The 14,791-nt window shown below is 70.1% G+C and carries 11 protein-coding genes; 9 read left to right on the forward strand and 2 right to left on the reverse strand.

All coding sequences use genetic code 11. The features are described 5' to 3' along the window. Positions 1 to 41: 41 nt before the first annotated feature. Positions 42 to 2,207 carry a 4-alpha-glucanotransferase gene (gene malQ, locus ABIE38_RS00005; RefSeq protein ID WP_354053423.1) on the reverse strand — a complete coding sequence of 722 codons (2,166 nt, stop codon included), beginning with the start codon at positions 2,205 to 2,207 and terminating at the stop codon, positions 42 to 44. Positions 2,208 to 2,398: 191 nt separating this feature from the next. Here malQ and ABIE38_RS00010 point away from each other — a divergent pair, with 191 nt between their 5' ends. The 8 genes from ABIE38_RS00010 (at position 2,399) to ABIE38_RS00045 (ending at position 13,377) form a co-directional block, all read left to right on the forward strand. Then, positions 2,399 to 3,610: an acetyl-CoA C-acetyltransferase gene (locus ABIE38_RS00010; RefSeq protein ID WP_354053425.1), complete on the forward strand. Its 1,212-nt coding sequence runs from the start codon at positions 2,399 to 2,401 to the stop codon at positions 3,608 to 3,610. A gap of 41 nt (positions 3,611 to 3,651) precedes the next feature. Then, complete coding sequence (locus tag ABIE38_RS00015; protein ID WP_354053427.1) at positions 3,652 to 5,841, forward strand: 3-hydroxyacyl-CoA dehydrogenase NAD-binding domain-containing protein; 2,190 nt, start codon at positions 3,652 to 3,654, stop codon at positions 5,839 to 5,841. A gap of 249 nt (positions 5,842 to 6,090) precedes the next feature. Then, positions 6,091 to 7,191, forward strand: coding sequence for a heme/hemin ABC transporter substrate-binding protein (locus ABIE38_RS00020; protein WP_354053429.1), 1,101 nt, complete (start codon positions 6,091 to 6,093; stop codon positions 7,189 to 7,191). After that, positions 7,188 to 8,306, forward strand: a complete 1,119-nt coding sequence (locus ABIE38_RS00025; protein ID WP_354053431.1) for a FecCD family ABC transporter permease — start codon at positions 7,188 to 7,190, stop codon at positions 8,304 to 8,306. Before ABIE38_RS00020 ends, ABIE38_RS00025 begins: the two co-directional genes overlap by 4 nt. Beyond that, positions 8,303 to 9,172, forward strand: a complete 870-nt coding sequence (locus tag ABIE38_RS00030) for a heme ABC transporter ATP-binding protein (RefSeq protein ID WP_354053433.1) — start codon at positions 8,303 to 8,305, stop codon at positions 9,170 to 9,172. The genes ABIE38_RS00025 and ABIE38_RS00030 overlap by 4 nt, the downstream gene beginning before the upstream one ends. After that, positions 9,169 to 10,518, forward strand: coding sequence for a hypothetical protein (locus ABIE38_RS00035; protein ID WP_354053435.1), 1,350 nt, complete (start codon positions 9,169 to 9,171; stop codon positions 10,516 to 10,518). The genes ABIE38_RS00030 and ABIE38_RS00035 overlap by 4 nt, the downstream gene beginning before the upstream one ends. After that, positions 10,515 to 11,984 (forward strand): hypothetical protein, encoded by a 1,470-nt coding sequence (locus ABIE38_RS00040; RefSeq protein ID WP_354053437.1) that lies wholly within the window; start codon positions 10,515 to 10,517, stop codon positions 11,982 to 11,984. Before ABIE38_RS00035 ends, ABIE38_RS00040 begins: the two co-directional genes overlap by 4 nt. A gap of 1 nt (position 11,985) precedes the next feature. Further along, positions 11,986 to 13,377 carry a hypothetical protein gene (locus tag ABIE38_RS00045; protein WP_354053439.1) on the forward strand — a complete coding sequence of 464 codons (1,392 nt, stop codon included), beginning with the start codon at positions 11,986 to 11,988 and terminating at the stop codon, positions 13,375 to 13,377. A gap of 81 nt (positions 13,378 to 13,458) precedes the next feature. Here ABIE38_RS00045 and ABIE38_RS00050 read toward each other — a convergent pair whose 3' ends face one another. Next, a complete protein-coding gene (locus ABIE38_RS00050) occupies positions 13,459 to 14,301 on the reverse strand; it encodes a biliverdin-producing heme oxygenase (RefSeq protein ID WP_354053441.1) in 843 nt (280 codons plus the stop codon). Between ABIE38_RS00050 and ABIE38_RS00055 the strand changes: the two genes are divergently transcribed. Beyond that, positions 14,291 to 14,767, forward strand: coding sequence for a MaoC/PaaZ C-terminal domain-containing protein (locus ABIE38_RS00055; protein WP_354053443.1), 477 nt, complete (start codon positions 14,291 to 14,293; stop codon positions 14,765 to 14,767). The genes ABIE38_RS00050 and ABIE38_RS00055 overlap by 11 nt on opposite strands. Positions 14,768 to 14,791: the final 24 nt, after the last annotated feature.

Genomic DNA, 14,791 nt, shown 5'->3' on the forward strand with positions numbered 1-14,791 from the left:
CGAGAGCCCCCGAATCGCCTCACGCGACTCGGGGGCTCTCGTCATTCCACCCCACCCTCACCGACCACCACACCCCACACCCGCCCCGCCAGAACCGACTCACGAAGTCCCTTCACGGAGACCACCGCACCCCGACTGTCGGTGAGCGGGACACGCCAGTTCGGGTACTCCTCGGACGTCCCCGGCATGTTGACCGGCCGGCGATCTCCAGCCAGGTCGGCGACCGACACGGCGTACAGGAGCGAAGGCGCCGCGGCCAGGAACGCGTGGAGCGCCACCACCAGATCGTCCGGGCTGTCGCCCTCGAGGAGACCGCGCTGCCTGACCGCGTCGGTGTATGAGCGGATCTCGGCTGCGGCACCGAGGCGCTCCTGCTCCGCATCACCTGTCAGCTGGCCCAGGTCCTCGCGGACATCGACGTGGACGAGATCCACGTAACCGGCAGTCGGGGGGAGGTCGTGGGTCGTCACCGAGGCCATGCACAGCCGCCGGTAGTCCTCCGGAGGTGTCGGCCGGCCGTCCTCCTGCTCGAACCACATCACCGAGGTTCCCAGCACTCCTCGTTCGGACAGTTCCTCGCGAACCCCCGGTGCGACGGTTCCCAGGTCCTCTCCCACGACCACGGCTCCCGCACGTGACGCCTCCAACGCGAGGACCCCGATCATCGCCTCGTGGTCGTAGTGGACATAGGTTCCCTCGGTGGGCGGAAGGCCCGACGGTATCCACCAGAGCCTGAAGAGCCCGAGGATGTGGTCGATCCGGATCCCTCCCGAGTCCCGCAACGCGGCGCGCACGATGTCCCGGAACGGTCTGTAGCCCTCCTCTGCCAGCGCGTCAGGTCGCAGCGGCGGTTGCGACCAGTCCTGGCCACGCTGGTTGTACGCATCCGGCGGCGCGCCCACGGTGACCCCGCGTGCCAGCGAGCGGTGCAGTGCCCAGGCGTCGGCGCCGGTGGGATGGACCCCGACGGCGAGGTCGTGCAGGATGCCCAGACGCATCCCCGCCGACAGCGCCGCCCTCTGCGCCACGGCACGTTGTTGCGCGACCTGCCACTGCAACCACTGGTGAAAACGGACCTCCTCGGCGTGGTCGTGCGCGTATCGCGCCACCGCGTCGGAGTCCGGATCCCGGAGATCCTCGGGCCAGCTCGACCAGTCCGGGCCCGACTCTGCCGCCAGGGCGCACCACGTGGCGAAGCGATGGAGACCGGGTCCCTGCTCGTCGACGAATGCGTCGAACTCCCGGGCCCGATCATCCGGCAGGGGAGCCGAGAACACCATCCGCAGCGCATCGAGCTTGGCGCCCCAGGAGGAGTCGCGGTCGATGGTGTCCTGGGAGTTGCCCGGGTGCTGTGACCGGGCGAGATCATCGACCCTCCGCCTGCCCTCGTCCGGCAGGGTGGTGTACTCCGGGATCTGCTCGGGGCGGAGATACAGAGGCGAGGCGAACCTGCGTGTGGTGGGTAGGTACGGGGACGGCTCCACCGGTGGGAACGGTTCCCCGGCGTGCATCGGGTTGACCAGGACGAAGTCGGCTCCGAGGTCCCGGCCCGCCCAGTCCGCGAGATCGGCCAGATCGGCCAGGTCCCCGACCCCCCACGATTGCTCGGACCGCACCTGGTAGATCTGCGCGGCCAGACCGGCTGCGCGGCGTCGCTCGAGGTCCGCCGGAACCGGTATCGATTGCGGCGCCACCAGCAGGGTGGACTCGGCGGTCCGGGACCCGGGAGCAGACGGGTCGGAGACGACGGCGACGAGCCGATGCCATCCGAGGGGGAGGGCGGCGGGGATCTCGAGATCGATGCGGTCGATGAGCACGCCGTCGACCTGCATCGACTCGGCAGGGGTGTCGGGGAGCTCCAGATCGAGCGGTGCGGCCGAGTCCTCGAGATGGGCCGACAGCGTCACCGTGGCCCCGCGCGGGACATGAACCCCGCACCTGGCCCCCGAACCCTGCCTCGTCACGACCGTCGGTGGGAGCACCCGTCGCCACGGCCGGAGACGGATCTCCTCGAGGGCATCACGGGCCGTGGTGCCGCTCTCGTCGTCGTCATCGCCGGCCCGGACGCCCATCGCGGCGAGAACCGAGCGCAGGGTCCGCGCCGAGATGTCGTGTCGGACGCCGCGCGCGTCGGTGTAGCTCGTGGCCACCCCACATCTCTCGGCGAGCTCAACCAGGGCGGGGGGTACGGCGTCGGTCAAGATCACGGGGGTCCTCGCGTCGGGTCGGGCGGCGCCGGTCTCAGGGCGTCGCGGACAGTCACGGTCCACTGTGCCATCGCAGCGCCCGGGGTGCGGGTCGACAAAAACGGACCGCACTCCGAGCGCGGTGTGACGGACAACGTAGCCTGAGTTCGAACACGTATCAGTTCCGCCCAGAGAAAGGCCGTGGACAACCCATGACCGAGGCATTCATCTACGACGCCATCCGGACCCCGCGAGGCAAGGGCAAGCCTGGCGGCGCTCTGCACGGGGTCAAGCCGATCGACCTGGTCGTCGGTCTCATCGAAGAGATGCGGCGTCGGTTCCCCGACCTCGACGAGAACCGGATCTCGGACATCATCTACGGAATCGTCACCCCCCTCGGTGACCAGGGCATGGATCTGCCGCGCATCGCCGCGCTGGCCGCCAAGATGCCCGACACCGTGGCCGGCGTACAGATCAACCGTTTCTGCGCATCCGGCCTGACCACCATCAACATGGCCGCCCAGAAGATCCGCTCCGGATGGGACGAGGTCGTCCTCGCCGGCGGCGTCGAGTCCATGTCGCGCGTGCCGATGGGCACCGACGGCGGGGCCTGGGCCCTGGACCCGGCCACCAACTACGACACGTACTTCTCCCCGCAGGGGATCGGTGCCGACCTCATCGCCACCCTCGAGGGCTTCACCCGCGAGGACGTGGACCGCTACGCCGAGCGCTCGCAGCGGCTCGCCGCCCGCGCGTGGGAGGAGGGCCGGTTCGCCAAGTCGGTCGTCCCGGTCAAGGACATCAACGGTGTCACCATCCTCGACCACGACGAGCACATGCGTCCCGGCACCACGGTCGAGAAGCTGGCCGGGCTCAAGCCGTCGTTCGCCATGGTCGGCGACATGGGCGGCTTCGACGCCGTCGCGCTGCAGAAGTACCACTGGGTCGAGGAGATCAACCACGTCCACCACGGTGGCAACTCGTCCGGCATCGTCGACGGCGCCGCGCTCGTGGTGGTCGGTTCGGAGAAGGCCGGCAAGGAGATGAACATGACGCCGCGCGCCCGTGTCGTGGCCGCGGCCACCTCCGGCGCCGACACCACCATCATGCTCACCGGCCCGACCCCGGCCGCCAAGAAGGCTCTCGAGATCGCCGGACTCACCCCCGACGACATCGATCTCTGGGAGCTCAACGAGGCCTTCGCCTCCGTCGTCCTCCGTTTCCAGAAGGACCTGAACATCCCCGACGAGAAGCTCAACGTCAACGGCGGAGCGATCGCCATGGGCCATCCCCTCGGTGCGACCGGCGCCATGATCACCGGCACCGTGCTCGACGAGCTCGAGCGGACCGGCGGCAAGCGTGCGCTCGTCACTCTCTGTGTGGGCGGCGGCATGGGTGTCGCCACCATCATCGAGCGCGTCTGATCCGCCCCACCGACACCACAGCCTTTAGGAGTAGAGAACCAGTGAGCGAAAACATGTTCCGGTGGGAGCAGGACGGCGACGGCATCGTCACCCTCACCATGGATGACCCCGACCACGGCGCGAACACCATGAACGCCCGTTTCATCGACGACTTCTCGGAGACCGTCGGCCGCATCGAGGCCGAGAAGGAATCCATCAAGGGCGTCGTCCTGACCTCCGCCAAGAAGAGCTTCTTCGGTGGCGGCGACCTCAAGTCCATGATCACGGCGGGCCCCGAGGACGCCGAGCAGCTGTTCGAGCGGTCCATGGAGATCAAGGGTCGGATGCGCGCCCTCGAGACCCTCGGGGTCCCGGTCGTGGCCGCCATCAACGGTGCGGCCCTGGGTGGCGGCCTCGAGCTCGCGCTCGCGTGCCACCACCGCGTCATGGCCGACGCCCGCGGCGCCAAGGTCGGCCTACCGGAGGTCACCCTCGGTCTGCTGCCCGGTGGCGGCGGAATCGTCCGGACCGTCCGCATGTTCGGCCTCGCCCAGGCCGTGCCCAACATCCTCATGTCGGGTCGGTCCTTCGCGCCGGCCAAGGCGCTCGAGGCCGGCCTCGTTGACGAGGTCGTGGCCCCCGAGCAGTTGATCGACGCCGCCAAGGCGTGGATCGGCACCGAGCCCGAGGCCACCCAGCCGTGGGACCGCAAGGGGTGGAAGCTCCCCGGCGGCACGATCAAGGACCCCGCGCTGGCCGGGGTCCTACCGTCCTTCCCCGCGAACATGCGCAAGCAGACCAAGGGCGCACCCTCCCCGGCGCCGCGTGCCATCATGGCCGCCGCCGTCGAGGGCTCACAGGTGGACTTCGCCACCGCCGAGAAGATCGAGGCGCGCTACTTCGTCTCCCTCGTGACCGGTGCCGTCGCCAAGAACATGATCCAGGCCTTCTTCTTCGACATGCAGCACTGCTCCTCGGGGGGAGCGCGGCCCAAGGCCGCCGACGGCTCGGAGATCCCCAGGACGCAGTTCACCAAGGTCGGCGTCCTGGGCGCCGGCATGATGGGCGCGGGCATCGCCTACGTCTGCGCCAAGGCCGGCATCGAGGTCGTGCTCAAGGATGTCGAGCAGGCCTCCGCTGACAAGGGGAAGGCATACTCCGAGAACCTCGAGGCCAAGGCGCTCGAGCGTGGGCGCACCACGCAGGAGAAGTCCGACGCCCTGCTCGCGCGCATCACGCCCACCACGGACCCGCAGGCCCTCGCCGGCTGCGACCTCGTGATCGAGGCCGTGTTCGAGTCCCCGGACCTGAAGCGGAAGGTCTTCCAGGAGATCGAGGACATCGTCGCCCCCGACGCGTTGCTCGGATCCAACACCTCCACCCTGCCCATCACCGACCTCGCGACCGGCGTCAAGCGGCCCGAGGACTTCATCGGCCTGCACTTCTTCTCGCCCGTCGACAAGATGCAGTTGGTCGAGATCATCAAGGGTGACAAGACGACCCCCGAGACCCTGGCCAAGGCGATCGACCTCACGCTGGCGATCCGGAAGATCCCGATCGTGGTCAACGACTCCCGTGGCTTCTACACCTCCCGCGTCATCGGCACGTTCGTCAACGAGGCCATCGGGATGCTGGCCGAGGGCATCGAGCCCTCGACCATCGAACAGGCCGGTCGCATCGCCGGATACCCGGCGGCACCGTTGCAGCTGTCCGATGAGCTGAACCTCAACCTCATGCTCAAGATCCGTCAGGCCACCCGCGAGGCCGCGGAGGCCGTCGGGCAGGAGTTCGTACCCGACGCGGTCGACCAGGTGATCCTCAAGATGGTCGAGGAGCTCGAGCGTTCCGGCCGGGCCGCCGGCGCAGGCTTCTACGAGTACGCCGACGGAAAGCGCGCGGGCATCTGGCCCGGCCTGCGGGAGGCGTTCAGTACCTCTCCTGACAACGCGCCCCCGCTGCAGGACCTGGTGGACCGCATGCTGTTCGCGGAGGCTCTCGAGACGCAGAAGTGCGTGGACGAGGGCGTGATCGTCGACGACGCCGACGCCAACATCGGTTCCATCATCGGCATCGGGTTCCCGGCGTGGACGGGCGGGACGCGCCAGTACGCCAAGAACTACACCGCACCCGGCGAGCACGTCGCCTCGGGCTACAAGGGCTTCGTCGCCCGAGCCGAGGACCTGGCCGCGAAGTACGGTGAGCGCTTCGCGCCCACCGAGTCGCTGAAGAAGGCGGCTGCCGAGCAGAACTGAGCCGGCCACGGGCCGATCGATCCGCTCGACACGCGGTAGAGGCGGCCGCCCCCGGGAATCCCCCGGGGGCGGCCGCCTCTGTCGTACCCCCGAACGTAGACGCGGTCTTAGAGTTCTCAGCCATGCCGAGCGGCCACATGAGGGCCGGCAGCGGCCCGGTAAATCGCTGGGACCTGCCACTACGCCATTAAGGTAAGCCTTCCCATGCAAAGGGTAGGCTGTCCTTGGTAAAGGTGCTATCGTTGCCGCATGTTCAGACAGCGCTCAGGCTCGCTCCGGCTGGTCGTCGCCGCCATCCTGGCCCTCACGCTGACCTCGTGCGGGGTCGCGACCGGGCTCGGCGGCGACCCCGAGACGATCTCCGGGATCCCGCTCGCGTCGGAGGTCTCGGCGACCGGGGACCCGCGAACCTTCGCCGGCGAGCTCTCGCTGGAGTTAGTCGACGACCCGGTCGACCCCGTCACGACCGACCCGGTCCCGCAGCTGCCGGCCGTGGTCACGGACAACCAGGGGACCGTCGTCGAGGTCGCGGACGTCTCCCGGATCCTGCCCCTGGACATCTACGGGACGCTCTCTCGCATCGTCTTCGAACTCGGGCTCGGTGACAACGTGATAGGCCGCGACGTCTCGTCCGCCTTCCCCGAGATCTCCGATCGGCCCCTGGTGACGCAGGACGGGCATCAGCTCAACGCCGAGGCCATCCTCGCGCTCGACCCCAGCGTGATCATCACGGACACCTCGCTGGGCCCGTGGGACGTGATCCTGCAGCTCCGCGACGCAGGGATCCCCGTCGTCGTCGTCGACTCCCACCGGTCCCCGGACAACGTCGAGGCCCTCACGTACTCCGTCGCCGACGGTCTCGGGGTGCCTGAGCTGGGGAGGGAACTGGGGGAGCGCACCCGTGCGAAGATCGCCCGGACCGAGGAGTCGATCTCCTCGATCGTGCCGGAGTCCGAGACCGCTCGGCTTCGCACGGTCTTCCTCTACGCCCGTGGATCCGCCGGCGTCTACTACATGTTCGGGCAGGACAGCGGTGCGGACGAGTTGATCACCGCGGCCGGCGGATACGACGTGTCGACCGAGGTCGGGTGGAAGGGCGCCAAGCCGGCGAACGACGAGGGGCTCATCGCGGCGCAACCGGACGTCATCGTCATGATGAGCAAGGGGCTCGAGTCCGTCGGCGGCGTCGACGGACTGCTCGAGAAGTTCCCGGCCCTGGCCCAGACGCCGGCCGGCGCGAACCAGCGGGTCGTCGCGATGAACGACGACCTCGTGCTGTCGTTCGGCACCAGGACCCCCGCGGTGCTCAACGCGCTCGCGGTGGCCCTCTACGCCCCCGACGCGCTGTGACGCTCACAGCGGAGCGCCGCGCGCGGGCCGAGCAGCCCTCGCCCGGTCCCCTGCCCGCGCGGTCGGCCGGCGGGACCCACCGCATGCTGACCGGTGGCCTGCTGGTCGCCGGGCTGGCGGTGGCGCTCGGTGTCCTGGCCGTGGTGGCCGCGGCCTCCGGCCAGCTGTCCATCCCGGCCACGGAGGTCGCGTCCGGCTTCCTCCGCGGTCTCGGCATCGACCTCGGGCCTGCCGCGAGCCATCCCCGCGCCGACGCCACCCTGTGGAGCGTCCGCTTCCCGCGGGTGGCCATGGCGATGGTCGTGGGTGCGGCCCTCGCGGTGGCCGGGGCCCTCATGCAGGGCGCGTTCGGCAACCCGCTCGCCGAGCCCAGCGTGGTGGGGGTGTCCGCCGGGGCGGCCGTGGGCGCCGCGGCGGCGATCGTGTTCGGGCTGACCGCCTTCGGCGCCTGGACCAGTGTCGTCTGCGCCTTCGTCGCCGGCATCATCACCACCGCCACGGTGTACCTGTTCAGCCGGAGCAACGGCCGGACCGAGGTGGTCACGCTGGTCCTCACCGGCATCGCCGTGAACGCCGTCGCCGGTGCCGCCCTCGCGCTGCTCATGTTCCTCGGCGACACCCAGGCCCGCGAGGAGATCGTGTTCTGGCAACTGGGAAGCCTCAACGGCAGCCGGTGGGAGCACGTCCTGGTGGTGGCGCCTCTGGCGTTGCTCGGCCTGGTCCTGGCGGCCCGCCTGGCACGGCCTCTGGATCTGCTCGCGCTCGGCGAGCGCCCGGCCCGCCACCTTGGCGTCAACGTGGAGGGGCTGCGCATCTTCTCGATCCTGCTGGTCGGTCTGCTCACGGCCGCAGCGGTGAGCTTCTGCGGCATCGTCGCCTTCGTCGGCCTGGTGGTGCCGCACCTCGTCCGCATGATCGCCGGGCCGGGCCACCGACTGCTGCTGCCGGCATCGGCCCTGGGTGGTGCGGTGTGTCTGTTGGCGGCCGACCTGCTCGCCCGCACCGCCGTGAACTACGCGGAGCTGCCACTGGGGATGGTGACGGCCGCCGTCGGCGGGCCGTTCTTCTTCTGGCTCCTCCACCGCACCCGTCGCACCGCAGGAGGCTGGGGATGAGCCTCAACGGGACACGCGTGCCGGTACTGTCCGCCGAACGCGTCACGGTACGAATCGGCGGCCGGACCCTGCTCGACGCGGTGGATCTGGAGGTCTACGCCGGCGAGGTGCTGGCGCTGGTGGGCCCCAACGGCGCGGGCAAGTCCACGCTCCTCGGCGTGGTGGCGGGGGACACCGACCCGGACTCCGGCCGCACCGTGCTCGACGGCACCGATCTACGCCGGTGGCGCCTCGGCGACCTCGCCCGCCGGCGGGCCCTGCTCACCCAGGCCAACTCGGTCGCCTTCCCCTTCACCGTGCGGGAGATCGTCGCGATGGGGCGCGCCCCCTGGGCGGCGCTGCCCGAGGGGGACGACGACGAGGAGATCATCGAGGAATCGATGGCCGCCACCGACACCTCCCCGCTGCGGACCCGGACGTTCCCGACCCTGTCCGGTGGGGAGAAGGCGCGCGCCTCACTGGCGAGGGCGCTCGTCCAGCGCGCCGGTGTGCTGCTCCTGGACGAACCCACCGCGGCAGTGGACCTGCGCCATCAGGAGATCGTCCTGGGGTTGGCCCGGACCGTGGCCGACGCCGGCGGTGCGGTCGTGGTGGTCCTGCACGACCTGGAGTTGGCGGCGGCGTGGTCCGACCGGCTCGTCATGATCTCCGAGGGTCGGATCCGTGCCGAGGGGCCACCCGACCGGGTCCTCACCGCTGAGCTGGTGGAAGAGGTCTATCAGCAGCCTGTGCTCGTCTCCCGTCATCCCGTCACCGGGGACCTGTTGGTCACCCCGGATCGCCGTCGATTCCGAACCACCCGGACGCCGGGGGGGCCCGCGATCCCGGCGACGCCCGAGTCGGCCCTCGTCAAGGAGTTCACGTGATTCACACCCGGTCATCAACGATGCGGGCATCCGCGGTGAGGATGCTCGCGGTCTTGGCGCTGGCGCTGCTCGGTACGTCGGCACTCGCCGTGCTGACCGACGTGCCGGCGAACGCCGCCGCGCGACTGACGGCGTCCAGTTCGCTGGGCGGGGCGGTGGCGTCGAGCTCGGGCCAGACCGGGTTCACAGTGTCGGGCTCGGGTTTCCAGGCCGTCGAGGGCGGCTTCGGTGGCGTGTACATCGGCTTCGGGTGGGTCAACGGGTCCGGGTGGGGGCCGTCCAAGGGCGGCGCGACCGGCCGGACCTACGACTACGTCCCCGACGAGCAGTCGCGCAGTAACCAGGGTTACCAGGCCTTCGTCGCCTTTCCCGGTTCGTCGACGTCGGGGGAAGCCCAGGCGACGATGGGGTCCGACGGGTCGTTCCGGGTGAACCTCACCGTCCCCGGCCCCATCTTCACCGGCGCCGGCGGCAAGAGCATCGACTGCACCAAGGTCACCTGCGGCTTCCTCACGTGGGGCGCGCATGGCGTGCGCAACGGCGCCAACGAGACGTTCACCCCGGTGACCTTCCGGGGCGGGGAGGCGGCGCCTGCGGTCGAGCAGTCCCCGGCGGCGGGCGCGCCCGCCTCCGGTGCGCAGGCCGGCCGTCCGGCCGCGGCCGGACGGGCCGCCCCCCGTTCGCGCACCAGCGGGGCAGCACAGGGCGCCGCGGCCGGGACGGCAGGGCCCACCGGGCAGCAACCGGGGGACGCGGGAGGTTCGGGTGGCGACGACGCCGGGGCCGGGGGAGGGGCTCCCGCCGACGGCGGGCCCGCCGCGGCGACCGGGGGGACCACGACGGAGGTGACCGCGGTGATCGAGGTCGACCGCAAGGCCGCCCGACCCGGCGGTGCCATGGGCTTCGCGGCGGCGGGGTTCTGGCCCGGCGAGCAGGTCTACGTGGTGCTCGGTGAGGGCGACGCCGCCGTCGGCCCCGTACTCGCAGGAGTCGACGGCGAGGTCGCGGGGGTGCTCGTGCTCCCGGAGGACATCGCCTCGGGGACCCACGAGATCCGCGCGGCGGGCGCTGGTTCGGGGTTGGAGGCAGCGGAGCGGTTCCCGGTGCGGATGGACATATCCCCGACGGCCTCGGCGGCCGGACTCGGCGGGTCGGCGGGGTGGGTCTTCCTCGCCCTCGCGGCCCTGGCGTTGTCGGTCGCCACGGCGGTCGCCGTCAAACGCAGAGTCCTCTCCGGGGCCGACGGCGTCGACGGCCCTGGCGCCGACGGCCCCGACGACGTCCACGGAGACGGCGTGAACCACCACCAACCCACCACCGTCGTTCAGCAAGGGGAGCCCCGATGACCAGTCACCTGCGATCGACCCGCCGCCGGGCCACCGCCCTGGCGCTGACCCTGGTGCTCGCCCTGGGGGCGTTCCTGGGCGCTCCGGCTGCGCACGCTCAGAGCTCGGCGGTCGAACTGACCGATGCGGAGTTCCGATGGGGGCTCAGCAGACAGAGTGCCGGCCCCAGCCACGGCCCCGGGCTCAACTTCCTCTCCGCCGGGGACAGCTCGTCGGCGCTCGTCGGGTCCGGGGCGACGATCACCGAACAGACGTGGAGAGCTGCGTCGGGTGACGTCACCATCGAGAAGCGATCCGCGACCGGGGCCACGGCGGCCGCCACCTGGGCCGGCACGCAGACCGACCAGTCGGGCACGCCGATCCGCGACGCCGGTTCGAGCAAGTACAGCGGCCTCGAGATGGTCTTCGGCAACGGCACCGGAACCGTCGACTCAGGTGCGGGCACCGCCGAGATCGAGTGGAAGGGCACCGCTTCGGTCCTGTACTACTCGGGCCTGGTGTTCCTCAGCGTCAAGGACCCCGTCCTCACCGTCACGCCCACGAAGGCGACCGTCACCGCGACCCTGGGTGGGCGACGGAGTTCCCAGGACAACCCCGAGGTATCGGTCCCGATCCCGTCGCGCACCGTTGTCGTCGCGAACCTCCCCCGGAATCGCGTGGAACTGGGTGGGAAGAAGGGCTTCTCCGTGACCCCCGAATACCTCCGCGTTCCCTATTCCGCCAAGCCGGGAGAGAATCCCCAGACGAGAGACGGGAATGATTGGGGAGCATTCCCCACTGAATTCGTCGACTTCGCCGCGGATGCCGGATCGGGTGGATTCTGGTATTCCACCGGGACTTCCGACAGCGTGAAACCCGCACTCCCGATAGCGGTGAGTTGGAATTCGGATGAACCGGAGGAAATGCCGAACTCCGGGGGTTCGGGCGGGTCGAAGGGAATCGTGGGGCAGGTCCTCGACAACACGGTCGAACAGATCCTCCGCGCTGCGGGCGACGACGTCGCCGACACCGCGGCCGCCTGGATGGACGAGGCGTGGAAACCGCTCCAGCCCGATGCGGTGAAGGCGGCGCGGGAGGGGACGGAGCCGGACGTGTCGCCCGAATCCCCGGCCGCCGAGGGGGCCCGCGTCGACGAGGTCTTCGAGGAGTACTTCGAGGAGTACTACACCTCCACCTCCCCGATGACCGCCGGCACCGTGGGCGGCACGGTCGCCTCGATCCCCGCGTCCTCCGCGAGTCCCTCCACAGGTGGTTCCGTGCCCGCGGCGCCGACCGCTCTCGCAGACCAATCGACGTCCCCGGTGGCGGCCAACTCGCCGCTCCAGGGGGCCGACGTGGTCTACGCCCAGACTTCCGCCTCCCAGAAGGCCGGAAACCCCACCCACCAATGGCAGTGGTGGGTGGGGGCCGCACTGCTCGCGCTCGCGGCAGTGCTGTTCTACCAGACAGTTCGACGAAAGGACTGATGTGAAGACTTCTCGATCCCGGCTCGCGCTCGCCGGCCGACGGGGCACGATGCTGGGGGCGACGCTCGCGTTGCTCGCCGGAGTCGTCGCCGCCCCGGCGGCCCAGGCCCAGGACGTCACCCCGGGCACCGTCTCGGACGCCTCGTTCGTCTGGGGCATCAGCGGATACGCACAGAAGGGCATCTTCGGGCCATGGCGGATCTTCGACGCCTCGGGTGACGCGTCGGCACTCGTGGGGTCGGTCTCGGGGGGGACGCAGGCCGAATACACGCCTGCGGCCTTCCCGGCCACCTCGATGCCAGTGAGTCTGGTCGGGGGCCAGCAGGCGACGCCCAACGCCATCAAGTTCTCCGACGGGGAGGGCGTCCGCGGTGCGGACGGCACCGTCACCATCGACTGGGACGGCGAGATCACGTTCAACGCCTACCCGGCGAATCTCAACGCTCCCGACGAGACCCTGGCCGACCCGAAGCTGACCGTCAACGCCGACGGCTCCGGAACGCTCAACGCCGATGTCACCATCGGCGCGGCGAACGACATGAACGGCAACCCGACTCCCGAGGTCAACGCCGGTCGCACGACCGTCCTGTCGTTCGGGCCGGGTGCGGCACAGGTTGCCCAGGACGGCACCATCACCCTGTCCCCCCGGTACACGGGAGTGCAGCACAACGGTGGGACCCAGGACCGGACCTGCACCGCGCCGAACGTCTGGGGCGCGTGGACGCCCGAGTGGCTGGCGGCCGTGCCGGCGTCAGTGCACCCGCACTACTACAACACCGGCTGTGGCGGTGACCAGAATCTCAAGGGCCCGCTGCCCCTCCAGGTCGCCTACGATCTGACCGAGGACGAGGCCCAGGTGCCCGTCGGCACCCCGAAGATCCAGCTCTCCGAGACCACGCTCGCCGCGGACGGAAGCCACCAGGTGACCATCACCGGCACCGGCTTCAACGACCAGTCCGTGGTGGGTGTCCGCCCGCCGCTGGCCGGCAAGCCCGCCGGGTTCTACCTGGTCTTCGGCAAATTCGAGGACGCGTGGAAGCCGTCCGCGGGCGGTACCTCGGCGGCGCGCAAGGTCGTCGAGCAGAAGTGGGTCCTCGCCGCGGAGAACCACGCGGTCATCGGGGGCGCCGCCGCCGGTGCCGTCGAACTGCGCCCCGACGGCAGCTTCACCACCACCGTCACCGTCTCGAAGGACGCTGCCGACGCCAAGTCGGAGACGGGCAGCTACGGCATCTACACCTATGCGGCCTCCGGCGCGGTCCACGCGCCGTGGGAGCTCAGTGCGCCGATCACCTTCACCACCGGTGGGGATGACGACGACGATGACGACACCGGCAACGTCGGTGGCGGTTCGCTCGCGGGTATGACGAACCTCTTCGGCAGCCTGATGTAGGTCACACGCGAAAACGGGCGCGGCCCCGACACCCTCCTGGGGTGTCGGGGCCGCTTCTCGTCGGGTGGCCCGGGCGGGCGGTCAGCGAACGCCCTGAGCCTCCAGATCGAGGAAGACCCGGTGGTTGAGCTCGAAGGCCCGGGTGGCGGCGGCCAGTGCGGCTCCGCGGTCGACCTCGCTCAGCGGGAGGGCGTCGAGCGCGGCCCGGTAGTCGTCCTTGTAGACCTTGGGCTTGGCGATGTCGAAGTCGTAGAAGCTCAGACCGGTCTCGATGCCGTAGTGACGGCGCACCATCGTCCTGATGATCTGTCCGCCCGAGAGGTCGCCGAGGTAGCGGACGTAGTGGTGCCCGATCAGGGCGGCGGGGTCGGTGGCACACGCGCGCAGCTCGGCCACGTAGGCCTCGGTGGCGGGGACCAGGATGTCGTAGGTGCGACCCTGGGCGCGGTGCGACTCCAGGTCGGCACGCAGGGCGTCGGCCCGGTCGAGACGCGGGTCGAGGATGGCCGACAGGCGTGGGTCCGTGCCGGCTCGGTGGCATGCGTCCTCGAGGGCCTCGTAGATGGGCAGGGACTGCCGCAGCAGTGCCACCAGACCCTCCGGCGTGCCCTCGCCGTTCATCAGGCGGGTGATGAACGAGGCGTTCTCCGCCTGTTCATGCGCGGCCATCGTCGAGTCGTGTAATGCTCTCGACAGGGGTGCGGAAATGATCGTCTCCATTTGTCCTCCGGGCTTGTTAGGTATGCCTAAAGAGAGTACGGCAACAATAAGGGGATAGCCATACCGGTAATGATGTTGAGTAACGTGAACAATGCCGCGGGAGCGGGCGGTAATGCGCCGAACTGATAATGCGATCGGCCGCCTGTCGCGGAATTGCTTCGAAGGCCGGACGTCTAATGGAAGGGACTTTCGGGTGGACACCATCCTCACCGCCGACGAGCTGACTCCCGGCGATCGTCTCGAGCTCGGCCACCTCACGCTCACGGAGGAGGAGATCGTCGGTTTCGCGCGGCAGTGGGATCCGCAGTGGTTCCACACGGATCCCGTGGCGGCCGCGGGCGGCCACCACGGCGGGGTCATCGCCAGCGGGATCCACACCCTGGCGATCCTGCAGCGGCTCTGCGTCGAGTCGGTCTATTCGAGGTGGGCGGTGATCGCCGGACGCGGGTTCGACCGCCTCCGCTTCACGGCCCCTGTCCGGCCGGGGGACACGCTGACCGGCTCGGTACACGTGACGGAGGTGAGTCCGGACGAGACCAGAGGTCGGGTGGGGATGGAACTGGAGATGCGCAACCAGGACGCGTCCGTGGTGCTGACCGCCACGATGACGGTGTTCCTGTGGCGCCGTGGACACGGGCCCACCCGCCCCCCGGGCGAGGAGGCGGGGTAGTCGAGGTGAGGCGGTCGGGCCTGA

Source organism: Dietzia sp. 2505 (assembly GCF_040546785.1).
Classification (GTDB): domain Bacteria; phylum Actinomycetota; class Actinomycetes; order Mycobacteriales; family Mycobacteriaceae; genus Dietzia.